The organism is Falsibacillus albus, from assembly GCF_003668575.1.
Lineage (GTDB): Bacteria > Bacillota > Bacilli > Bacillales > DSM-25281 > Falsibacillus > Falsibacillus albus.
In genome coordinates this window covers 297,552-321,205 of sequence record NZ_RCVZ01000001.1, presented here as the reverse complement: position 1 = coordinate 321,205, position 23,654 = coordinate 297,552, and the positions used below count along the sequence as shown (strand labels likewise).

Sequence of the window (23,654 nt, the reverse complement as noted above, 5' to 3'; positions counted from 1 at the left end):
TGCATTTCCTCCTTTATTGTGCCAACTCTTTAAATGCTGAAACGAAATCCTGAAGGGGAAGCTCCACCTGGTCGCCTGTCTCCATATTTTTCACATTGATTTTATTTTGTTTCAGCTCATCTTCCCCGAGGACAGCGACGAATCGGGAGTTGATTCTGTCTGCTGCCTTGAATTGAGCCTTGATTTTTCGGTCCTGGTAATCTTTTTCCGCAGAGAAGCCTGCTTTCCTTACATTAAACAGCAATTCTACTGCTGCATCCTTTGCTTCTTCACCCAATGCAACAAAGTAACAATCGACTTGTGATTGGAAAGGCAATTCAACCCCTTCTGCTTCGATTGCCGCCAATAACCGCTCAATGCTCAATCCAAAACCGATTCCCGGTGTTTCTGGTCCGCCGATTTCCTGGATCAACCCATTATAGCGACCGCCGCCGCAAAGTGTGGTAATGGAACCGAATCCTTCCGCGTTGCTCATGATTTCGAACGCAGTATGATTATAGTAGTCAAGCCCGCGTACAAGGGTGGGATCGACTTCAAAATCGATTCCCAAAGCGCTTAAGTAACTTTGTACTTTATTGAAGTAATCCTTGGAATCTTCATTTAAGTATTCAAGAATGGATGGAGCCGTCCCCATCAGTTCATGGTCCCTATCTTTTTTGCAATCTAAAATCCTTAATGGATTTTTTTCAAGCCTGTTTTGACAATCCCCGCAAAACTCCCCAATCCTTGGTTTGAAATGTTGGATCAAGGCTTCACGATGAGCCGTCCTGCTTTCTTTATCCCCCAGGCTATTGATCACAAGCTTCAAGCTCTTGAGTCCGACTTCCCGATATAGGGACATTGCCAATGAAATGACTTCTGCATCAATGGCTGGATCCTGACTGCCCAAGGCCTCGATCCCGAACTGGACAAACTGCCTGAACCTTCCGGCCTGTGGACGTTCATAGCGGAACATCGGACCATTGTAGTAAAGTTTGACAGGCTGGTTCGGATTTCCGAACATCTTATTTTCTATATAAGATCTTGCTACTGAAGCAGTTCCTTCAGGACGAAGGGTGATATCTCTGCCGCCTCGGTCTTCAAAAGAATACATTTCTTTTTGCACGATATCTGTCGTGTCGCCCACTCCACGCAAAAATAACTCAGTGTGTTCAAAAATTGGTGTGCGGATTTCTTTATAATTGAACTTTTTGCACAATTCTTTGGCAATTTCTTCTACGTACTGCCATTTTTCAACTTCACCCGGCAGTATATCCTGTGTTCCTCGAGGAATTTGTATCGACATATCTCCTATACTCCTCCATCATTTGATTTTTATTTTAATAATAAGGCTCAGATAAAGCATGGTGTTGATAGTATCCTGTTTCCAACTGTTGATTGGAGTGCAAGACGAAGACTCCGGCGGGATTAGCGGGACAGTTAGAAAAGCGGCGGGGCTTTGCCTAGGGGCGACAAGCATAAAACGAATCTGACGGAAAGACGTCCTTTGCCTTTTTGACAGAATCGGCTTATGACCTCGAGCCCCTAAGCCCCAGAGCTAGATAGGTGAGACCCCGCAGCGAAGCGAGGAGAGCTTGGTCGGATGTTCGATTAAGTTCGGCACTTCCTGTGCCAACATCGAACGACCTCACTTCGTGTGAGACCCCGCGGAAAGCGAAGTCTTGCACGGAAATCAACAGCGGTGTTTAACAAAGCCTAAAAATAAAAAAACTCCCGGTCCCTTGTAAAAATTGCATTTTACAAGGGACGAGAGTTTGATTCCCGTGGTGCCACCCTAATTGAAGCATAAAATAAGCTTCCTCTTTGACAGTTAACGCCTGAATACGTACTTCCCTTACTGAGACCAGCTTTTCAGGGAAAATCCTAAGAAGTGTCATTCATTAAGCCAACATGCAGAAATGCTTTCAGCCAAGGCATTTCCTCTCTAGTCATATGGTTCTTAATTACTTCTCTTCCTCACCGGATCATTTTTGATTTTGTTACTATATAATACGAGCGCCTTCCTTCAATTGTCAAGGCGATTTTGCTTTTTTTTAAGATCTTTCCAATTTTCTTTTTAAATTTTGCACATCGCGCAAGGTCAAACCGAATTCCGATGCAAGTTCAATTGTTGTCGCTTCACTTTCCCTCTCAATAAATTGATGGAAATCCATTCCGTACAACCGATCGCCGTGAATGTTCATCGATTGTTTATCACCGAATCTCATATGACCATTTCCCCTTTCCGAGTGTCTAGTTCTATCTTCTCCATTTTCATATTTTCTTACCCGCAAAAAGGAGATTCGGATTTTATCGAGAATATATAATACGGGAAAGTTCACCCAAAATCATAAAAGGTGGTGCATAAATGGGTAAAAAAGGATTTTCTACATTGCTGATTATATTACTGGCCTTTTCATCATTTATGGCCAATGCCTCCGTTGCAGCGGCAGGCGGTGAAAAGGTGAAAATCGGCGTCAGCCCTTTGAATGTACGTGAAGGTCCGGGACTGACATATTCCGTAATCAGTCAAATACATAAGGGTGAAACTTATTCAATGGTTGGAAAGCAAGGAGATTGGATCCAGATCGAGCTCTCTCCTTTCAAAAAGGGATGGGTCGCTTCATGGCTCGTTTCAAAGGTCGGGGATTCAACTGCAGCTTCCAGTTCCGGGAATACAGGTAAAATCACGGTCGACAGCCTGCGCTTAAGAAGCGGACCAAGCACAAGTGATTCCATTCTTTCTATTCTTTCTAAGAATGATACCGTGGAAATTATACAAGCTTCAGGAAATTGGCTGAAAATCAAGGCGAATGGCCAGAATGGCTGGGTATACAGCAGCTACGTGCAAAAAACTGCTGCATCAAATAGTCAAAGTTCCCCGGCCGGCGCTGAATCTGCGTCATCAACAGGCATCATTACCGCTGAGTACTTAAATGCCCGTTCGAAGCCGGATACTGAAAGTGAAATCGTTGGATCTTTGCGTAAAGGCGATAAGGTGGGAATCATCTCTTCCCAGTCAGGCTGGGATCAAATTCAATACGGCGGTGATACGGCTTGGATCAGCGACCGCTATGTGGAAACAGCTAGCACTTCCTCAACCGGAAGCAAAAGCAGCTCGGATGGGGATTCGCATTCTGCCCTGACCGCAACAGTAAACGTCAGCGGCTTGAATGTCAGAAGCACCCCTTCATTGAACGGACAGGTCATCGGAACAGTCAATACCGGTGAATCTTATCAAGTGGCTGAAGAACAAAATGATTGGATCAAAATCAAGCTTAATTCAGGCCAATACGGCTGGGTCGCGGGATGGTTCATGGAGAAGTCCCTCAGCTCCCAGAACAACGAAGCAAAAACGAGCTCAGAGGGTAATGTGACCGTCTTGTACAATGGCACAAACATTAGACAGCAGCCTTCCGTCCAGTCTTCCATCGTCCAAAGGGCAAATGCAGGCGATACCTTTAAAATTAAAAGCAGCCGTGGAGACTGGCTTGAAATCTATTTATCCAATGGACAGACCGCTTTCATTGCCGGTTGGATTGTATCGAGCGGCAATGTGGAATCAAATCATTCCGGTAAGCAAAATCCGTCCAACCATGGTTCCATCGAAGGCAAAACCATTATCATCGATCCGGGACACGGTGGAAGGGACAACGGTACAACCGGAAACAGGGGAACGCTCGAAAAAATGATGACCCTGCAGACTGCCCAATTGCTTTATGATAAATTAAGCAACGCAGGGGCCAATGTCATGTTGACCAGGAGTGATGACAGATATGTCTCCCTTCCATCAAGGGTATCCGTCGCCCAAAGTCAAAATGCAGACGCATTCATCAGCATACATTTCGACAGCAGTTCGGATCACAGCGTCAATGGGCATACGACTTATTATTACCATGATTATCAACAATCCCTTGCTGATGCATTGGATGCAGGAGTATCCAATCAAATCGGTCTGAGGGACAGAGGTGTGCGTTTCGGCGACTTCCACGTGATCCGTGAAAATTCACAGCCGGCAACCTTGATGGAGCTTGGATATTTGAGCAACTCCACTGAAGAAGCGACCATCCTCTCAAAACAGTACAAAGAACTCGTGTCAACGGGGATATATAATGGATTGGTGAACTATTTCCATTGATGATGCGAAAAGGAGGAAGCGAATGGCTTCCTTCTTTTTTGATTTCTACGGTGGAACCCCTTGGCTAAAATGCCCCAAATTTCACGGAAGAACCGAGACAACGAGGTTCCCGACCCTACAAAACAACCACCATGAATTTTTTAGTTGAGATCAAAAATCACTTTCCTTAAAATGGTAGTATCAAACCAGATAGGAGATGAAATATGGAGATCAAGAAAAGGACAGAACCCGCTGAATTGGTGCTTCATCGAATTTTGGCAGCACGTGTGAAGATGCCGGAGAGAGAAATGATTTACTATTTGAATTTAGAAAAAGGATATGAGGGGGAAATTGCTTTTGACCAATGGTTCACACCCTACTCACAACGCCTGCTGATCCTGAACGATTTACTCCTAGAAACCAATCATACTATTTTTCAAATTGACTCCATGGCCCTCAGTCAAAATGTTTTATTCAACTTTGAAATCAAAAACTATGAAGGCGATTATTATTTGGAAAGTGATAGATGGTACACGGCAGCGAATGCAGAAATAAAAAATCCCCTCCTTCAACTGAGAAAAAATGAATACCTCCTTCGAAAACTGCTCCAGGAACTCGGCATTAAAACCCACATTGAATCTTATCTGATTTTCATCAATCCTGAATTCCATCTTTATAACGCTCCACAAAGCCTGCCCATTGTGTTTCCCGCACAGCTCAATCGATTTGGGGAGAAGATACAGAGGAAGGCGGCGGACGTGAATAAACAACAAATTGAGCTTGCTGAACGAATTGCCTCACAGCACATCGTTGATTCCCCATATTCACGCTTACCTAAATTTCATTACGATGACTTACAAAAGGGAATCCTATGTGAAAACTGTAGATCTGATAACAATTATCTAGTGGAAAATATGATAGTTTGTAAAAAATGCAGCCTAAAGGAAAATAGCAATGAGGCCATTCTTCGAAGTATTTTTGAATATCGTATGCTTTTCCCGAAAAAAGCAATCACCACCAATGCGATTCATGAATGGTGTGGTGGAATTACATCGAAAAAGATCATAAGAAAAGTTTTAAGAAAGCATTTCCTCCTCATAGGCCATGCTAGAAAAGCTCAATATATCTCCAGGAAGAATATTGTAGAGAATTAATGACATCAGTGCTGAGTTTTAATACAGCTTTTAGTGATATCTCTTAGAACCTATCTCTTAGAACTAAAGCGGATTTTGGTGACCGATCCTACTTGATTACCGATTTCAGCTTTTTGCCGCTCACTTGGGCATCAAACCACCTGCTTGATGAACGGGTTCTGCTTTTGGACGCTCACTTGGGCATCAAACCACCTGTTTGATGACCGGGTTGAGCTTCTGGACTAACTCTCGGTCATCAAACCGCCTGTTTGATGACCGGGTTCTGCTTTTGGACGCTCACTTGGGCATCAAACCACCTGCTTGATGAACGGGTTCTGCTTTTGGACGCTCACTTGGGCATCAAACCACCTGCTTGATGACCGGGTTCTGCTTTTGGATGCTCACTTGGGCATCAAACCACCTGCTTGATGACCGGGTTCTGCTTTTTGCCGCTCACCTAGGCATCAAACCACCTGTTTGATGACCGGGTTCTGCTTTTGGACGCTCACTTGGGCATCAAACCACCCGCTTGGTGACCAGCTTCTGCTTTTGGACTAACTCTCGGGCTTCAAACCACCTGTTTGATGACCGGGTTCTGCTTTTGGACGCTCACTTGGGCATCAAACCACCTGCTTGATGACCGGGTTCTGCTTTTGGACGCTCACTTGGGCAACATACCTCTATTTGAATCATCATGTCCCCAAACAAAAAAAGAGCAAGGCCAAAGCCTTGCTCTTCTTCTATCCGAATCATTTCTTCCCCGATTGACTTTCAACAATCAATGTTACTGGCCCATCGTTCACGAGCTGGACATCCATCATTGCGCCAAAAGAACCCGTTTCAACAGGAACGCCTTGGCTGCGCAGAAGTTCGTTGAAAGCATCGTACAGAGGTTCAGCTGTATCCGGTGGGGCAGCTTCCATGAAATTCGGACGCCTGCCCTTGCGGCAATCTCCGTATAGTGTGAATTGGGAGATAGACAAAATTTGTCCTTCTACATCTTTCAAAGAGTGATTCATTTTGCCATTGTCATCCTCAAACACTCTTAAATTCACGATTTTTTCTGCCAAGTATTTTGCATCATCAATGGTATCCCCATGGGTGATGCCGACCAATAGCACAAAGCCATGATCGATGGCCCCAATCACTTCCTCGTTTACGGTGACGCTTGCTTTTTTCGTTCGCTGTAAAACTATTTTCATTGTTTGGAAGCCCCTTAATTCATGATTCTTCGCACGGCATAAATATCCGGAATTTGCTTGATGCGTTCGACAACCTTATGCAAGTGGCTTACATTATGAATGGAAATGGACATGATGATCGTCGCCACTTTATTTCGGTCCGATCTGCCTGAAACGGCTGTGATGTTTGTTTTTGTCTCATTGACGGCTTGCAGGACTTCATTGAGCAAGCCCCTGCGGTCATAGCCGGTAATTTCGATGTCAACGTTATATTCCTTCCGTTTGGCACTATCACTCTCCCATTCCACCGGAATGAGCCTGCTGGATGCACCTTCTTCGGTCTGGACGTTCGGGCAGTCCGCGCGATGTACGGATACACCCCGGCCTTTTGTGATGAAGCCGACGATTTCATCCCCTGGCACAGGACTGCAGCAGCGGGATAATCGGATTAACAGATTGTCGATTCCCTTTACCTTCACTCCAGCGTCGCGCTTTTTGTTCGTCGGGAAGGATTTTAATTCCGAAACGGCTTCTTTGATCGTCGTTTCTTCCATGTCCCTCTTTTTACGGAGCCTTTCTGTCAACCGGGTGGCGATTTGTGCAGCGGTGATGCCGTTGTAGCCAACAGCTGCATACATATCATCCTCATGGGAGAAGTTGAATTTTTCAGCCACCCTTTTTAGGTTTTCAGGAGTCAAGATTTCTTTCAATTCAAAGTCTGCCGCTTTGATTTCTTTTTCGACCAATTCTCGGCCTTTTTCAATGTTTTCATCTCTCCGCTGCTTTTTGAAAAATTGGCGGATTTTATTTTTTGCCTGCGAAGTCTGTGCTAATTTCAACCAGTCTTGGCTAGGGCCATAAGAATGTTTGGACGTTAATATTTCAATGATGTCACCAGTCTTTAATTTGTAATCAAGAGTGACCATTTTGCCATTGATTTTTGCCCCGATTGTTTTATTCCCGATCTCGGAATGTATGCGGTAGGCAAAATCGATCGGTACAGATCCGGAAGGAAGCTCGATGACGTCTCCTTTTGGCGTGAATACGAAGACCATATCGGAAAATAAATCGATTTTCAGTGATTCCATGAACTCTTCCGCGTTCGCAGAATCATTTTGAAACTCGAGGATTTCCCTGAACCACGTCAGCTTCTTATCGAAGGCTACCTCGTCATCGACGGCTTTACCTTCTTTGTATGCCCAGTGAGCCGCAACCCCGTACTCAGCAATTTGATGCATCTCCGACGTTCTGATCTGAACCTCGAGCGGATCGCCTTTAGGTCCGATTACCGTCGTATGAAGCGATTGATACATGTTCGGTTTCGGCATGGCGATATAATCCTTGAAGCGGCCCGGCATCGGCTTCCAGCATGTATGGATGATGCCCAAAACGGCATAGCAGTCCTTTATGCTGTCCACGATGATCCTTACCGCGAGAAGGTCATAGATCTCATTAAATTGTTTATTTTGCAGCGCCATCTTTCTGTAAATGCTGTAAATGTGTTTTGGGCGGCCTGATATTTCAGCATCAATGGTGACTTCACCGAGGCGATCAGTGACATCTGTGATGACATCCTCCAAATATTGCTCCCTTTCGTCCCTCTTCTTTTTCATTAGATTGACGATGCGGTAATACTGCTGCGGGTTTAAATATCTTAGAGCTGTATCTTCAAGCTCCCATTTGATTTTTGAAATCCCCAGGCGATGGGCCAACGGGGCAAAGATCTCTAATGTTTCATTGGCGATCCGCCTTTGCTTTTCCAAAGGAAGATGCTTCAGTGTCCTCATATTGTGAAGGCGGTCGGCAAGCTTGATCAAGATGACCCGGATGTCCTGTGCCATGGCAACGAACATTTTGCGATGGTTTTCAGCTTGCTGTTCTTCCTGGGATTTGTACTTGATCTTCCCTAATTTTGTGACACCATCAACCAGCATGGCTACTTCTTCATTGAAGGCATCCTTTATTTCCTCAAGGGTGATGGATGTATCTTCGACGACATCATGAAGAAAACCAGCTGCGACTGTCGCTGGATCCATCTCTAAATCAGCCAATATCCCGGCCACCTGGATAGGGTGGATGATATAAGGCTCACCAGATTTTCGGTACTGTTCTTTGTGTGCAGAAGCCGCAAATTCATATGCCTTTTTTACCATATCAACGTTCTCTTTATTTAAATATTCAGTTGTACGCTCTATAACTTGCTCGGCGGTTAATACTTGGTCTTTCGCCATATGGGAACTCACCTTTATGAAAAATAAATTTTTTATAAATTAATGATTATTGTTACTATTATCGAAAAAAAAAGTTAAGATGTAAAGCCAAAGACTAGGATTTTTACAGAATTAGACTAAATATGTCGAAAAATATCTGAACATCGACGGTCAAAACAGTACTTGAAGGCGCAAATAAAAAATATATCCTCTGTTAAAGATTTGGGTTGATATTAGCCCGTTTCCAGCTGTTGATTGGAGTGCAAGACGAAGAATCCGGCGGGATTAGCGGGACAGTTCGAAAAGCGGCGGGTCTTTGCCTGTGGCGACAAGCATAAAACGAATCTGACGGAAAGGCGTCCTTTGCCTTTTTGACAGATTCGTCTTATGACCTCGAGCCCCTAAGCCCCAGAGCTAGACAGGTGAGCCCCCCCAGCAAAGACTTGCACGGAAATCAACAGCGGTGTTTAACAGAGCAAAAATAAAAATAAAGAGCACTCCTGCCAAAAGGGGAGCACTCTAAATGATATGCAATTGCTTAAAATTGCATTAATGTCAAAATATCGTAATCATCTAATTTATTACGTCCATCTAAATAGGTCAATTCAATAAGGAAAGCGATTCCAGCTACGATTCCTCCAAGGTCCTCAACCAATTTGATCGTCGCTTCGATCGTTCCGCCAGTCGCCAATAAATCATCTGTAATCAGGACGCGCTGGCCGGGCTTGATGGCATCTTTGTGGATGGTTAATACGTCCTTGCCATACTCCAAGCCATAGTCGACCTTGATGGTTTCCCTTGGCAGCTTTCCTTCTTTTCTGACCGGTGCAAAGCCGACGCCCAAAGAATAGGCTACAGGGCAGCCGATGATGAATCCGCGCGCTTCGGGACCGACAACAAGATCGATTTCTTTTTCCTTCGCATATTCAACGATTTGATCGGTCGCATATTTATAAGCATCACCATTATCCATAAGGGTGGTGATATCTTTAAATTTTATTCCTGGTTTTGGCCAGTCTGGAACAATTGTGATAAATTGTTTTAAATCCATGCTTCAGCTTCCTCCTCATTATGAACAGACCATAAGGTACGTTCATCAAACCAAGCCTTCAGTTCCTGATATGATGAATAAAGTAGTTCATTTTCCAATTTAAATTGTGATTGCTTCATTTGATATGTTTTTGATTCAGATAAATCCTTTTTATCATTTGAAGGATTAATAGAAACAAATCCATTGTTTATTGTAACAAAATCTAACTCAAAAAACACCTGTGACATAAAATCAATCGTTTGCCTTGACCAGCCGCGATGTTTTGCCAACTGATCGCCAAATCGATTAAGGTCAAATTGCCCTTTGCTTTTGAGGAATGCATAATACCATTTGAAATGATCCCTTTTAGGCATTGTACTGAAGAAATGATCCTCTATATGATGAAAATAAGCATAAATCCGGCTCGGGATGCTTTCAGATAGCAAGGCTTCAAGAATGGAGCGATTTGGCGGCAAATCCAATAATACTACATTGGCTTCATTAATATCCAATCGGCTTGCTTCTTCTTCACTCTGAATAATAATGACATCTTCACTCGTGTTCCTCAGCAGATTCATTGATTCCGGATGGAAGGCGATCAAACGTCTTTGCTTCGTTGGAACCTTTGACATCCATTTATCGATATGCCTGATCCCTCGCACATCAAAAAGCTGTCCTTCCTCAATATGAATATCCTGTACAAAAACTTGGGGTTTGCGGATATTATTCCATTCATTTATCGAGAGCTCACCGATCAAGGAAACCTTCGATAATGGGGAGATATGATCTGCCGCATCGCCCAGGCCAAATCCGACTCCATCGAGAGAATGCTGGCCTTTGGATAAAACAAGCTTTAGATGAGTTTGATTTGCACCTATCTTCTTTATGGCTGCAAGATCAAGGTTTTTCAAGAGCATTTTCGGCTTGGGATTGCTGACTCCGAATGGGGAAAGCAGGTCAAGCTCCTTGATTGAATCCAAGTGTACATCTTCAATACCGATGGTCCCGTCGACTTCTGTAATCGGTGTAAAATCTTCTTCAGACAATTGATCCACTGCCAATTCGCACAAGCGCTCCCTTAATTGAGGGACATCTTCGATCGAGAGCGTCATCCCTGCAGCCATTGGATGGCCGCCGAAATGCGGCAGGATTTCCCTGCAGGTGGAAAGGTTTTTGAACAGGTCGAAACCGGCTATGCTTCGGGCGGAGCCTTTTGCTTTTCCACTTTCCGGATCATAGCTGAGGACGATGGTAGGACGGTAAAATTGCTCGACCAACCTTGAAGCAACAATGCCGATGACCCCAGCATTCCAGCCTTCCTTACCAATGACAAGCACCGGATTCTCTTCAGGCGGATATTCATTCAAGACCATTTCAACGGCTTCGGCGGTAATTTCACTGACGATGGACTGCCGTTCTTTATTGATTGCGTCAATTTCCTGCGCCATCTCCTTGGCTGCTTCTATCGATTCCGTGAGCAGCAGCTCGACTGCGGGATCGGCATCTCCCAATCTGCCAACTGCATTAATTCTTGGTCCAATCGCAAACCCGACTGTTTCTTCCGTAATTTCTGATTGAGAAGCACCTGCAATTTGAACCAAAGCCTTTATCCCGGGACGGCTTGAAGATCTAAGCTTTGCCAGGCCTTTTTTCACGATCGATCGATTTTCTCCTTGCAACGGTACTAAATCCGCTATCGTTCCGATTGCAGCAATCTCCAGCAACTCTTCAGGAAGGCTTCCGTAGAGGGCATGTGCCAGTTTGAAGGCAACCCCTACACCTGCCAGATCTGAAAATGGATATTGGCTATCTTCTCTTTTTGGATGAATGATGGCGAATGCATCAGGCAGAATCGGGCCAGGCTCGTGATGATCCGTGATGATCAAATCGATCCCCAGTTCTTTTGCCACCTTTGCTTCGTGCAATGCAGAAATCCCGGTATCCACCGTAATGATCAAGTTGAAACCCTTATCTTTCGCCATGCGAAATGCTGATTCATTGGGGCCATACCCTTCAGAGAATCGATTCGGTATATAGAACTCAACATCAGCCCCAAGATCGCGAAGAACGGTCATCATGACTGTCGTACTGCTGACACCGTCTGCATCATAATCGCCGAATACCAAAATCGGTTCATTCCCCTGTATAGCGCGCTTGATTCTTTCGACTGTGATATCCATATCGGTTAATAAAAATGGATCATGAAAAACATCTTCCCCAAATAAAAAATCACTTGCTCGAACTGGATCTGTCAATCCCCGGTTTACAAGCAGTGAAGCAACAAGAGGTTTGATATGTAATTTGTCCACCAAGTTATTTATATGTGCTTCATCATTATCTTTAACCATCCATCTTGATTTGGATTTTAGCATACGTACGTTCACCCCTTAGACCATCTTATTATACAAGAGAGCACCATTGCTTTCAATGCAAGAAAAAGGACTGCCTTATGGGAATCAGGTTTTCCCTGGCAAGGCAATCCTTTCTAATCTGCTTATGTTACTCGGAGTCCGTTCCGATCATATGATCCGGTGCAGTCTTTTTCTTGGTTTTCAGAGTTTTTTGGGCATCATCATTGCTGCTGTCCAATTGGGCATGCAATTGGGCATTTTGCTTTTCCAATTGTTTCACTTTACGCTGCAGAGAATACATTCTCACCAATCCTACAGTGCCGATGATGATGCCTCCCATGAATACGGAACCTAAAATAACCAAAATAAGCGGCCATTGAGCCGTACCAAATAAATAATTCACTTCCACGTTATCTACATTAATGACTGCGAAGATTGCAACAATCAATGCAAAGACGATGCCAAATATCAATGCCCATTGAAATTTCACTTTATTCACCTTCCCTCCACTGACTTTATGTAATAATGATATACCCATTCTAATATGTGTATTAACAATTTGCCAAATAGAATGAATAAACCCGCAGCATAGCTGCGGGTTTTATATCAAACTTGAGGCTCATCGCTCCACTTTTTCTTGTCTTTAACGGTTTTCAATGTGCCTTTTTTCTTTAATTCACGTTTCTTCCATACAAGCCAAAGCTGTGAAGCAATGAAGATGGAAGAGTAGGTTCCTGCGATCAGGCCGATCAATAATGCGATGGAGAAGTTTCGGATCGACTCGCTTCCAAAGATAAGGAGGGCAACAACCGTGATCACGACAGTCAATACGGTATTGACGGATCGAGTCAATGTTTGGCGCACACTTTGGTTGACGACTTCGTCCAATTCCTCCGGCTTTTTGATCCTGCGTTTTTTGCCCATATTTTCACGGATCCGGTCAAAGGTGACAATCGTATCGTTGATTGAATAACCGACGATCGTCAACACAGCTGCAATGAAGGTTATATCCACTTCAAGGCGTGTCAAGCTGAATACGGCGATGATGAAGAATGCATCATGGAGCAAGGCGACAATTGCCGCAAGTGCCATGTAGATCTCGAATCGCAGTGTGACATAAATGATGATTCCGACCGAAGCAATCGCAACGGCAATCATGGCATTTTTGGCAAGCTCTTTCCCGATTGTCGGCGATACCGTACTTACATTCGGCTCGGCTCCGTATTTCTTATTGAAATATGTTTTTAAATCGGCTATTTGCTTTTGGCTCAAAACCGTTTTATAGCGCACCACGCCGATGTCCTGCTTATTCCCAGCCAAAACGACCGTATCTGCAGGCATATTGATTTTATCTAAATCAGATTTGATTTGCTCGGTTGTCAATGGCTTTTTCGCCAAAATTTCAGCCCTTGTACCGCTGGCGAAATCAATTCCCAAATTTAATTTAAAAATCGCAAGTACGATGATCCCGGCCGTGATCAGTCCTGCAGAAATAGCAAAGAACTTACGGTGATGGCGTACAAAGTCCAATTTGTCAAACTTAGTCGGAAGATCAAGTGTGTCATAGTTTTCTGCAATATCTTTCACTTCGGAGCGTTTGACACCAAACCAGCCCGGCTTGTTCTTGACTGCCCTGCTGTTAATCCACAGTCCAAGGAATAGACGGGATCCGAAAACAGCAGTGATGAAGCTCGCCAAAATACTGACGATCAACATTGTTGCAAATCCTTTTACAGAACTTGTCCCGTAGGCAAAAAGAACGATGCCTGCAAGGATTGTCGTCAAGTTGGCATCCAGGATTGCCATGAAGGAAGATTTATTCCCTGCCTGGAATGCTGCACGAATGGACTTTCCGACCTTGATTTCTTCTTTGATCCGTTCATAGGTGATGATGTTGGCGTCAACCGCCATCCCGACTCCGAGTATGAGGGCCGCAATTCCCGGGAGGGTCAATACCCCGTTCATCCAATCAAAGATGAGAAGGATCAAGTAAATATAAATTGAAAGCGTAATGGTTGCAATGAATCCTGGCAAGCGATAGTAAAAGATCATGAACAAGAATATGACCAAGATGCCAGCGATGCCTGCATATACGGTTTTATTCATTGCCTGTGCCCCGAATTTTGCACCGACGGAAGTAGAATATTCCTCTTTCAGTTTTACGGGGAGAGCACCGGCGTTAAGAAGCGCAGCTAAATTTTGAGCTTCTTTAAGCGTGAAATTCCCTTCGATTTGCACATCGGAAGAATTAATCGGTTTCGTAACCCGCGGGTCGGATAAAAATTTTGGATCCGCTTTGCCTGCTTCCTGTTTATACGAATCCTTTCCTTTTTCGTAATCCAGCCAAATGACTAATTTATTTTCCCCTTCAGGCTTTTGGGAAAGCTCTTTTGTCAACTTGTAAAATTTGCTGCGGTCTTTAAGCTGCAAGGTGACGATGGGTTGATTGTTTTTATCGAACGTTTGCTGTGCTTTTCCGGCAACAAGGTCGGAACCGCTCAAACGTACTTTATCATTTACATCACGGAAGGTTAAATTTGCTTGGGTGGACAATAATTTTCTGGCTTCGTTCTGGTTTTCCACTCCAGCTAATTGGACACGGATACGGTCCTTTCCTTCAATTTGGATGTTCGGTTCACTTACACCGATGACATTGACACGCCTTTCCAGCGCATTAGCGGTATCCTTTACGACATCCTTCGTGATTTTCTGGCCTTTTTTGGCCGGCTTCACTTGATAAAGTACTTCAAAGCCGCCTTGAAGGTCCAAGCCAAGCTTAATATTATGAATAATATTCTGGGTCGTTGCGCCCATTAAACTTGCGAACAAAACAAGTATCAGAAAAAATGCAACGATTCTGCTTCTTTTTACCATTATGTATAAATCCACCTTTCACTTCTTGAGCACGGAAATGCATACTTGTGACCCATTATACTCAATAAGACGCACCGTACCAAAATATTACCAACATTCTCATTATGTATTAGAAAAAAAACGGTGTCAATTTTTCTTTTTAACCATTTTATTTTCCATTTGGATGCAATAATTCCTGAAGCTCTTCTTGATCCAATTCAGTAAACCAGTTCGGGGAACGATACGCTTCAACCGTGGCAAATGTCATGTAATCACTTGTTTTAATGGTCAAAACTTCATGAACAAGCTGATGAAGGCGGATTCCAGGTTCTGGTTTTTTCCACTTTTTTTTCGTCAAGTATTCCCATAGTTCCTTTTTCGTAATCTTTCCGTAGCCAATCAGTACAAATTCATCTATTTTGCTAGATAACACCGGTTCTAAAGATTCATAAAACGAATCATAAGGATGCCGTCCATCTTTCATACATTTCTCCCCGATCATGGTTTATTAGGAATTACAAAGGCCTTTTGAAATGAGAACTTGTCATGCTTTGTCCAATTTGGTGCATATACATAATTGTATATGATATTACCAGATTTGAGAAGGCAGGGAATGGAATGTCCAAGTTTCTGAGGGGTACGTTGATATTGATGGCTGCAGGGCTCGTTACCAGGGTACTGGGATTTATCAATAGGATTGTCGTTGCACGGTTTATAGGGGAAGAAGGCGTTGGCCTATTCATGATGGCGTTTCCCACATTGATACTTGTGATCACAATCACACAGATGGGGATCCCGGTTGCTATTTCCAAAAATGTGGCAGAAGCGGAAGCACAGGGAGACTTTAAGAAAATCAAAAAGATATTGGCTGTATCGCTAGCTATTACATTAACGCTATCGATCATTTTCACGCCTGGGTTGATCCTGCTGGCACCCTATCTTTCCAAGACCCTCTTTACCGACCCAAGAACCTATTATCCGCTGGTGGCAATTGCGCCGATCGTACCGATCATCGCCATTTCTTCCGTCATAAGGGGCTACTTCCAGGGAAGGCAGAACATGAAGCCTGCCGCTTATTCACAGGTGATCGAACAGGTGGTCAGAATAACGTTGATTGCCGTCATGACTAAAGCATTTTTGCCTTATGGCATTGAATATGCAGCGGCCGGTGCGATGATTGCCTCGGTATTTGGGGAATTATCCTCATTGATCTATTTGTTTGCGATGTTCAAGTTGAAGAAGAAGTTTAAAGTGAGAAAGCACTTTTTTAAATCCATATCATCAGGGAAACAGACTTTGGCTGAATTGTTGAGTGTTGCGCTGCCCGCCACAGGAAGCAGAATGATTGGATCCCTTTCCTGGTTTTTTGAGCCGATTGTTGTTTCTCACAGCTTAGCGATTGCAGGGGTTGCAGCCACTGCAGCCACAAAGCAATACGGTGCTTTGACAGGCTACGCCCTGCCGCTGCTCATGCTGCCTTCCTTTATCACGGTGTCACTGTCGACCTCTTTGGTGCCGGCCATCAGTGAAGCCAATTCGAAAAAAAATTATAGGATGGTCGAGCATAGACTACAGCAGGCGCTTCGTTTTTCATTGATCACAGGCGGGCTCGCAGTGATCATTCTATATGTATTTGCCGAACCGCTGATGCTCATCATGTACGGTTCAAAAAATGGGGCAGACTTTATTAAACTCATGGCTCCTTTTTTCATTTTCTATTATTATCAGGGCCCTCTTCAAGCCGTTCTTCAAGCATTGAATCTAGCCAGAGCCGCAATGGTGAACAGCCTCATTGGTGCTGTCGTGAAAACAGGCGTCATTTTTGCCTTGGCCACACAGCCTCATTTCGGAATCAACGGTGCTGCCCTCGGTATTGTCGTCGGTACATTACTTGTTACATTGCTCCATTTTTCAACCGTATTGAAGGTGATTCCATTTACCATCTATGTACGGGATTATCTTAAATTCGCAATTGCCATTTGTTTGGCCGGTGCATGCAGCTACTGGATCTATCAAATCAGTTTTACCGGCAGTCCTATTGTTTTCCGTGTTTTATTCGGCATTTTGTTCATGAGTCTCCTCTACACTATGCTGATTTGGATATTCGGATTAATCAGTAAACAAGATTTGAAGATGCTCCCTTTTTTCCGAAGATGATGACAGGAGGGGCCACCCCTCCTCATTGATCCGTCAAATCAATGTAAAATTCACCATTCTGATAACTGCAGAAAGAAATATCCTTTGTATTGGGATATCCCCGGTCCTTCAATTCCTTTCTGAGCCAAAATAAACTTTTTCCTATTGTTTTTATATTTTCTTCATTGATTTCCCCATCAAGGATAAGCGGAAGTGTGATATCTTGTTCGTTCGTATTTTTATCTTTTTCGATGACAGACAGCTTGCCTGACGGTTCTAGAATGGCAAACTCGACATCTGCAATATTGCTTACATTGTTTTCCCTTAATTGCAGCAAAAGATCATCGAAGTTATACCTTTGCTTCCTCATCATACCCTCGTCTATTTTGCCCTTATTGATGAGGATGGTAGGCTTGCCATCGACCAAATCCCTGAATCGTTTGCTTTTCATCGATATCCATGCCAAAGTAATCTGGATCAACAATAGGACAATCATCGGCAGCAATGTGTTCATTAATGCATCTGTAGGCTGCTCGATCGCCATGACTGCCATTTCGGCAATCATGATGAAGACAACTAAATCAAGAATGCTTAACTCACCGATTTCCCTTTTTCCCATCAAGCGGAATATGAGCAAAATCACGACATATAAAAAAATGGTCCTGACAATGATGATTCCATACACGCATTCTTCCCCCCATTTCCATGCATTGATATTAAATGGGCATGTATTCCTTATTATCCCAAAGAGCGTTTAAAACCTTCATGCCAAAATTAGTTAAAATTCGAATTCTAAATCGAATTCTTTTGAATATGCTTGTACTAGGTCATTTTCTACATGCAGGTTTAGAAGGGGGAGAATTCAGATCGAAGCGAAAAAATTAGGCAGTTCTGTATTATATGGACTAGCGGCCATTTTAATTCTGGCCATGGTATCCAGTCTTATTTTCTCATTGATTTTACGGTTCACATCATTACAGGAATCGTCAATCAGCGTACTTGTGACAGTCGTTTCATTTATCAGTTTGTTTGCAGGAGGCTTCATTACGGGGGGCAAAGGGAAGCAAAAAGGGCTGATGCTCGGAGGATTGACCGGTTTGATTTACTCCTTATGCATCTTCTTGTTTCAATATTTAGGCTATGATACTTTGTTCTCCATGAAACAAATGATCTACCACGGATGTTTTATCATCACCGCCATGATGGGCGGCGTCCTCGGAGTCAACATATCCTCAGCCAGGGAATAAGCGATTTAAAGCTGGAAACATCCTTTATTATTATGAATGGCTGTTAACAACAATCTTTTAGAAGGCAGCCTAATAAAAAGAAAAAGAGGCATCCCATTAGTGCCTGGCACCAGTATGGGATAGCCTCTTCTTTTGAATGTCGTATGTATACATTCTTTCTTATTTCTTAACAGATTCCTTCACTTCACGAATGGCGGCACGATCAAAAGTCAATCGTGATCCATCACCGCTCAAAAGAACGATTGTGCCTTCATCGATTGCATCCACTGTTCCGTGGACCCCGCCGATTGTCACGATTTTATCGCCTTTTTGCAAATCACTCTGCATTTCTCTTACTGCTTTTTGGCGCTTCTGTTGTGGACGGATCAACAGGAAATAAAATAAAACGAACATCAGCAGCAATGGTCCCACTGTACCTAATAATCCTTGCATCTCTTTTTCCCTCCTTTCAAGCTATAAAATGTTTATTAGAAGTTTTTCGCCCCCGGCTGATTAAATCCGTACTTTTCGAAAAACTCTTCTCTGAAGTCACCTAGACGATCTTCACGAATCGCTTGTCTGACTTGCTTCATTAAGTTTAACAGAAAATATAGATTATGATAAGTCGTAAGTCGGATTCCGAATGTTTCATCACATTTGATGAGATGGCGGATATACGCTCTTGAGTAATTGCGGCATGTGTAGCAATCACAGTTTTCATCCAATGGTCCGAAATCACGGGCAAATTTAGCATTTTTCACGACCAGTCTTCCGCTGCTTGTCATAAGTGTGCCATTACGGGCGATTCTTGAAGGAAGGACGCAGTCGAACATATCGATTCCTCTCATGGCTCCATCGATCAGGGAATCCGGAGATCCGACGCCCATCAAATAGCGTGGTTTATTGTCTGGCAGCAGCGGTGTGGTGAATTCGAGCACACGATTCATCACATCTTTTGGTTCCCCCACGGATAATCCACCTACTGCATAACCGGGGAAATCCATTGATACCAAGTCCTTTGCACTCATTTGGCGAAGCTCTTCATACTCTCCCCCTTGGACGATTCCAAAGAGGCCTTGGTCTGCTGGCCTTTGATGGGCCGTCAAGCATCGCTCTGCCCATCTGGAAGTCCTTTCAACCGACTTCTTCATATACTCGAAGCTGGCTGGATATGGCGGGCATTCGTCAAATGCCATCATGATATCAGAACCGAGAGCATTCTGGATTTCCATGGCTTTCTCAGGCGAAAGGAAGAGCTTGTCTCCATTTAAATGATTGCGGAAGTGCACCCCTTCTTCTTCAATATTCCGAAATTCACTCAAGCTGAATACCTGGAAACCGCCGGAATCTGTTAAAATCGGCTGATCCCAGTTCATGAATTTATGCAGTCCGCCAGCCTCTTTCACAATTTCATGTCCAGGCCTTAGCCATAGATGGTACGTATTACTTAAAATGATGCCCGCACCCATCTGTTTTAATTCTTCAGGTGACATGGTTTTTACCGTGGCAAGAGTCCCGACAGGCATAAACATCGGAGTTTCAAAGGATCCGTGCGGGGTATGGATAATCCCCAGTCTTGCGCCTGTTTGCTTACAGGTTTTGATTAGTTCGTATCTGATTGCTGTCAATGATATATTTCTCCTTCCAATCTTCTAAGTTGTCATAAAGGCAGTATTGTCATCATTTCATTTAATTAACATTGCATCACCGAAACTAAAGAATCGATAACGCTCTTTGACGGCCGTATTATATGCATGCAAAACATTTTCCCTTCCGGCCAGTGCACTCACCAGCATAATCAGTGTGGATTTCGGAAGGTGAAAATTTGTGATCATCCCATCGATTGCCTTGAATTCATAGCCCGGATAAATGAAGATGTTCGTCCAACCGCTGTCAGCAGCAAACTTGCCATCATTGGCGGCTGCTATCGTTTCCAATGTCCTTGTTGAAGTGGTGCCGACTGAGATGATCCTTCCACCGCTTTCATGGACCTCGTTGAGCAACCGCGCCGTACCTTCGGTGACTTGGTAAAACTCAGCGTGCATTTCATGCTCTTGCAGATCTTCTACAGATACAGGACGGAATGTGCCTAGACCAACATGCAAAGTAATAAAAGCAATATGCACACCCATGCTCTCTATTTCCTTCAACAGCTCTTGAGTAAAATGGAGGCCGGCGGTCGGTGCGGCAGCAGAACCACGTTCACGGGCATAGACGGTTTGATAACGTTCACGATCATCGAGTTTTTCCTTTATGTATGGGGGAAGGGGCATGTCGCCCAATGATTCCAAGATTTCATAAAAAATCCCTTCATATTGGAATTCCATCAATCTACCACCGTGCTCCTTCAATCCAACGCACTCAGCCCTCAGCCTTCCATCTCCAAATGTAATGACTGTGCCGATCTTCACACGCTTTGCAGGTTTGACAAGCGTTTCCCACACATCCCCGCTCTCCTGTTTCAAAAGGAGGATTTCTATACTTGCTCCTGTGTCGCTTTTCTCGCCAAACAATCTTGCAGGGAGGACGCGTGTATCGTTAAGGACAAGGCAATCCCCTTCCTGCAAATATTTGGTGATCCCGTGAAAATGATCATGTGTCAATGAACCATCTTTTTTGTCCAAGACCATCAATCGACTGGATGTACGATCCTCTAACGGGGTCTGTGCGATCAATTCTTCTGGTAAGTCAAAGTCGAATAAATCTACTTTCAATGCTGTCACCTTTTCTCTTGTTTATTTCCATCTACCTAAAAAATAGAATATTGCCGATAAAATAATGCTCACGATAATGGAAGTCATCATGGGAAAATAAAAGGTCGTGTTCCCTTTTTTGAAAATGAAATCGCCTGGCAGTCTTCCCAGTTTAATGAAATTCAAAAGGAATCCGACTATCAATAAAAGGACGCCAGCCGTCATGACCCACTTGGATAATTGACTCATTTTGCAGGCGCCTGCAAATTGAAGTGTCGGTAGGCCAGATCCGAAACGATCCTGCCCCTGGGGGTCCTTTGGATAAACCCGATCTGCAGCAAATAAGGCTCGTATACATCTTCAATCGTATGGGATTCCTCCCCGATGCTGGCAGCTATCGTATCCAACCCGACCGGGCCGCCTTTGAATCGTTCGATAATTCCTCTTAATAATTTATGGTCAATATGATCAAGCCCTAAACGGTCAACCTGCAGAAGCTGAAGGGCTTCATCGGAAAGCGAGTAGGTGATTGAGCCGTCTCCCCTCACTTGAGCGTAATCCCTGACCCTTTTCAGTAAACGATTGGCGATTCTCGGAGTCCCCCTTGATCTGCGGGCGATTTCACCAGCTCCATGCCCATCGATTTCCGTATCGAATATTTCCGCTGTCCTGACCACAATATCCGTCAATTGCTGCTCCGTGTAGTACTCAAGTCTGCTTAATACCCCAAACCTGTCCCTCAATGGTGCAGACAATGCCCCTGCCCTCGTAGTGGCCCCTACAAGGGTGAATGGAGGAAGATCGAGGCGGACTGACCTTGCACTTGGACCTTTTCCAATGACGATGTCCAAGCAAAAATCCTCCATGGCGGGATAAAGTACTTCTTCAATGGACCTCGGGAGCCGGTGTATTTCATCTATGAACAAAACATCTCCTGGTTCAAGCGCTGTTAAAATAGCGGCTAAATCACCTGGACGTTCAATGGCTGGTCCTGAAGTCGTCCGTAAATTTACGCCCATTTCATTTGCAATCACCGCAGCCAAAGTCGTCTTCCCTAGGCCAGGGGGACCATAAAGTAAAACGTGATCCAGTGTTTCTTGTCTTAATTTGGCTGCCTCGATGAAAATTGCCAAGTTTTGCTTCACCTTATCCTGACCGATATATTGTTTCAATGTTTGCGGCCGCAGGCTCTGTTCCAAAGAAAGATCCTGAATGTCCGCTTCACCGGAAACGATTCGTTCCTCCATTGATCATGCCCCCCTTTCCTTTACTTTAGAAGCTTCTTCAGCCCAAGCTTAATATACTCATCCGTTGTGAGTTCTTCCTTCTGCAAAGAAGGTGTAATCTTCTTGATTTCCTTTTCGGAATAGCCAAGTGCCTTTAATGCAAGGATTGCCTCATCCAGCTGCTTGGAAGCCATAGTTTTTTCTTCAAACTTTTCTGAAGTGAATAAGTTAGGGAAATAATCAGGAACAATGTCTTGGAGTTTCCCTTTCAGGTCCAGGATCATTTGACGGGCAGTTTTTTTGCCCACACCCGGAAATTTCACAAGAAATGCTTCATCTTCATTCTCGATGGCATCAATCACCTGTTCAGGTTGACCAGATGCAAGAATTGCCAAGGCCCCTTTTGGCCCGATGCCTGAAACATTCAATAACCGTGTAAATAGATTCTTTTCCTCCAATGTATGAAATCCATATAATGCCATAATATCTTCCCGGACATGCTGATATGTATATATGACGGTCGTTTCCTCTTGGAACTTGGAAAATGAGAAGGGGTTGGAGGTGAATATTTGATAACCGATTCCATTGTTATCGAGTACAATATATTCCGGCCCAACCCTTTCGACCGTACCTTTAATGTATTCGTACAAGCTATTTCTCTCCCTTTTCAGTCAATACCTCATTTTATCATATCATTTTTTTGACCTTGAAGGAATGAAAACAGCCAAAACATTTGTTCTAGCGCTATGCAAAAAAGCTCGACCGGGAAATGGATACGGCAGATCGCCGCTCATCCCCCTCGATCAAGCTTTTTGTTAATAGTTTGCGGTGCTATATGGTTTAAAAGTTTCAAGAACCTTTGTGTAGTCATCCTTATTTCTTATCGGAATCCCATGCAGCAATTCCTGCTGCCTTTTCGTTTCCAGCTTCTTGAAATTGATTTGAAAAAAGGATTGAATGATATCCATTCCATCAGGTTTTCCGTTAAATATCGCCAGTGTCCCATCCTTGGATACGCCGAAGTATCCATTGGCTTTCAATAATGGTGAGATGTCATTGACTTTCCTTTGAAAGATGACTTTTCCATCTTCCATATCCACCAGCTGCCATTTTTCATACTTTGACCAGAAATCCTCCATGGAGAGAATGGTCTCACTTATAACTTCTTCACTCATTTCCCCATCCAGATACACTCTTTGCAATGTTACGGATAAGTGAAGCGGTTCTTTTGCATCCACTTTGGCACTATTTTCTGCCCTTGCTTCAAGTCCATGATCTTTATTCCCTATAATCGCATAAAAGCACACGGCTGTTAAAAACAGAGCAATGAATGCAATGCGGATGATGAAACTCATTATGTTCACCTCGAATTTAGTAGCTTTTCTTACTGTTAGGGTAGCCATTTTTTAGCATTTTATTCCTTCGGATGGGGCCAAAAAACTGTTCTATGGAAAATAAAAAAGACTGTAGACAAACTCTTACTTTCCAATTTGTCTACAGTCTGAATATAGCGGAAGTC

The 23,654-nt window shown here is 43.7% G+C and carries 21 protein-coding genes and 1 other annotated feature; of the genes, 4 read left to right on the top strand and 17 right to left on the bottom strand.

All coding sequences use genetic code 11. The features are described from left to right. Positions 1-13: 13 nt before the first annotated feature. Both hisS and D9X91_RS01540 read right to left on the bottom strand, forming a co-directional pair. Positions 14-1,285 (bottom strand): histidine--tRNA ligase, encoded by a 1,272-nt coding sequence (gene hisS / locus D9X91_RS01545; protein WP_121678789.1) that lies wholly within the window; start codon positions 1,283-1,285, stop codon positions 14-16. Between the two features lie 454 nt (positions 1,286-1,739). Further along, positions 1,740-1,969: a binding site (T-box leader), on the bottom strand. Positions 1,970-2,033: 64 nt separating this feature from the next. Beyond that, positions 2,034-2,207, bottom strand: coding sequence for an RNA polymerase subunit sigma-70 (locus D9X91_RS01540; protein ID WP_121678788.1), 174 nt, complete (start codon positions 2,205-2,207; stop codon positions 2,034-2,036). A 140-nt stretch (positions 2,208-2,347) separates the two neighbouring features. On the opposite strand from D9X91_RS01540, the gene D9X91_RS01535 reads away from it, so the two are divergent. Next, a complete protein-coding gene (locus D9X91_RS01535) occupies positions 2,348-4,117 on the top strand; it encodes an SH3 domain-containing protein (protein WP_121678787.1) in 1,770 nt (589 codons plus the stop codon). A gap of 203 nt (positions 4,118-4,320) precedes the next feature. Further along, positions 4,321-5,250, top strand: a complete 930-nt coding sequence (locus tag D9X91_RS01530; protein WP_121678786.1) for a nuclease-related domain-containing protein — start codon at positions 4,321-4,323, stop codon at positions 5,248-5,250. A gap of 728 nt (positions 5,251-5,978) precedes the next feature. On the opposite strand, the gene dtd is transcribed toward D9X91_RS01530, so the two are convergent. From dtd to D9X91_RS01495, 7 genes are all read right to left on the bottom strand, one after another. After that, positions 5,979-6,431, bottom strand: coding sequence for a D-aminoacyl-tRNA deacylase (dtd, locus tag D9X91_RS01525; RefSeq protein WP_121678785.1), 453 nt, complete (start codon positions 6,429-6,431; stop codon positions 5,979-5,981). 14 nt (positions 6,432-6,445) lie between these two features. Beyond that, positions 6,446-8,641 carry a RelA/SpoT family protein gene (locus D9X91_RS01520; RefSeq protein WP_121678784.1) on the bottom strand — a complete coding sequence of 732 codons (2,196 nt, stop codon included), beginning with the start codon at positions 8,639-8,641 and terminating at the stop codon, positions 6,446-6,448. Positions 8,642-9,158: 517 nt separating this feature from the next. Continuing rightward, the gene (locus D9X91_RS01515; protein ID WP_121678783.1) at positions 9,159-9,671 is read right to left on the bottom strand and encodes an adenine phosphoribosyltransferase; all 513 of its coding nucleotides are present in this window, start codon (positions 9,669-9,671) and stop codon (positions 9,159-9,161) included. Then, a complete protein-coding gene (gene recJ, locus D9X91_RS01510) occupies positions 9,662-12,022 on the bottom strand; it encodes a single-stranded-DNA-specific exonuclease RecJ (protein WP_121678782.1) in 2,361 nt (786 codons plus the stop codon). Before recJ ends, D9X91_RS01515 begins: the two co-directional genes overlap by 10 nt. A 127-nt stretch (positions 12,023-12,149) precedes the next feature. Next, positions 12,150-12,491, bottom strand: a complete 342-nt coding sequence (locus tag D9X91_RS01505) for a LapA family protein (protein WP_121679010.1) — start codon at positions 12,489-12,491, stop codon at positions 12,150-12,152. A 116-nt stretch (positions 12,492-12,607) separates the two neighbouring features. Beyond that, positions 12,608-14,875, bottom strand: coding sequence for a protein translocase subunit SecDF (gene secDF / locus D9X91_RS01500; protein WP_121678781.1), 2,268 nt, complete (start codon positions 14,873-14,875; stop codon positions 12,608-12,610). 148 nt (positions 14,876-15,023) lie between these two features. Beyond that, positions 15,024-15,338, bottom strand: coding sequence for a post-transcriptional regulator (locus tag D9X91_RS01495; protein ID WP_121678780.1), 315 nt, complete (start codon positions 15,336-15,338; stop codon positions 15,024-15,026). A gap of 134 nt (positions 15,339-15,472) precedes the next feature. Here D9X91_RS01495 and spoVB point away from each other — a divergent pair, with 134 nt between their 5' ends. Beyond that, positions 15,473-17,011: a stage V sporulation protein B gene (spoVB, locus tag D9X91_RS01490; protein ID WP_121679009.1), complete on the top strand. Its 1,539-nt coding sequence runs from the start codon at positions 15,473-15,475 to the stop codon at positions 17,009-17,011. 22 nt (positions 17,012-17,033) lie between these two features. Here the strand turns inward: spoVB and D9X91_RS01485 are convergent, their stop codons facing one another. Then, complete coding sequence (locus D9X91_RS01485) at positions 17,034-17,675, bottom strand: DUF421 domain-containing protein (protein ID WP_233569477.1); 642 nt, start codon at positions 17,673-17,675, stop codon at positions 17,034-17,036. Between the two features lie 175 nt (positions 17,676-17,850). Between D9X91_RS01485 and D9X91_RS01480 the strand changes: the two genes are divergently transcribed. Then, positions 17,851-18,237 (top strand): TIGR04086 family membrane protein, encoded by a 387-nt coding sequence (locus tag D9X91_RS01480; RefSeq protein WP_325050490.1) that lies wholly within the window; start codon positions 17,851-17,853, stop codon positions 18,235-18,237. Positions 18,238-18,396: 159 nt separating this feature from the next. Here the strand turns inward: D9X91_RS01480 and yajC are convergent, their stop codons facing one another. The 7 genes from yajC to D9X91_RS01445 form a co-directional block, all read right to left on the bottom strand. After that, entirely contained in the window at positions 18,397-18,669 is a 273-nt protein-coding gene (yajC, locus tag D9X91_RS01475; RefSeq protein WP_121678778.1) for a preprotein translocase subunit YajC, read from the bottom strand. 35 nt (positions 18,670-18,704) lie between these two features. Beyond that, positions 18,705-19,844: a tRNA guanosine(34) transglycosylase Tgt gene (gene tgt / locus D9X91_RS01470; protein ID WP_121678777.1), complete on the bottom strand. Its 1,140-nt coding sequence runs from the start codon at positions 19,842-19,844 to the stop codon at positions 18,705-18,707. Between the two features lie 57 nt (positions 19,845-19,901). Continuing rightward, a complete protein-coding gene (gene queA, locus D9X91_RS01465) occupies positions 19,902-20,930 on the bottom strand; it encodes a tRNA preQ1(34) S-adenosylmethionine ribosyltransferase-isomerase QueA (protein ID WP_121678776.1) in 1,029 nt (342 codons plus the stop codon). 21 nt (positions 20,931-20,951) lie between these two features. After that, positions 20,952-21,158: a DUF2905 domain-containing protein gene (locus D9X91_RS01460; protein ID WP_121678775.1), complete on the bottom strand. Its 207-nt coding sequence runs from the start codon at positions 21,156-21,158 to the stop codon at positions 20,952-20,954. Further along, the gene (gene ruvB, locus D9X91_RS01455; RefSeq protein WP_121678774.1) at positions 21,155-22,156 is read right to left on the bottom strand and encodes a Holliday junction branch migration DNA helicase RuvB; all 1,002 of its coding nucleotides are present in this window, start codon (positions 22,154-22,156) and stop codon (positions 21,155-21,157) included. The genes D9X91_RS01460 and ruvB overlap by 4 nt, the downstream gene beginning before the upstream one ends. Before the next feature lie 20 nt (positions 22,157-22,176). Continuing rightward, complete coding sequence (gene ruvA, locus D9X91_RS01450) at positions 22,177-22,785, bottom strand: Holliday junction branch migration protein RuvA (protein WP_121678773.1); 609 nt, start codon at positions 22,783-22,785, stop codon at positions 22,177-22,179. Positions 22,786-22,950: 165 nt separating this feature from the next. Next, entirely contained in the window at positions 22,951-23,490 is a 540-nt protein-coding gene (locus D9X91_RS01445) for an intercompartmental signaling factor BofC (protein ID WP_121678772.1), read from the bottom strand. Positions 23,491-23,654: the final 164 nt, after the last annotated feature.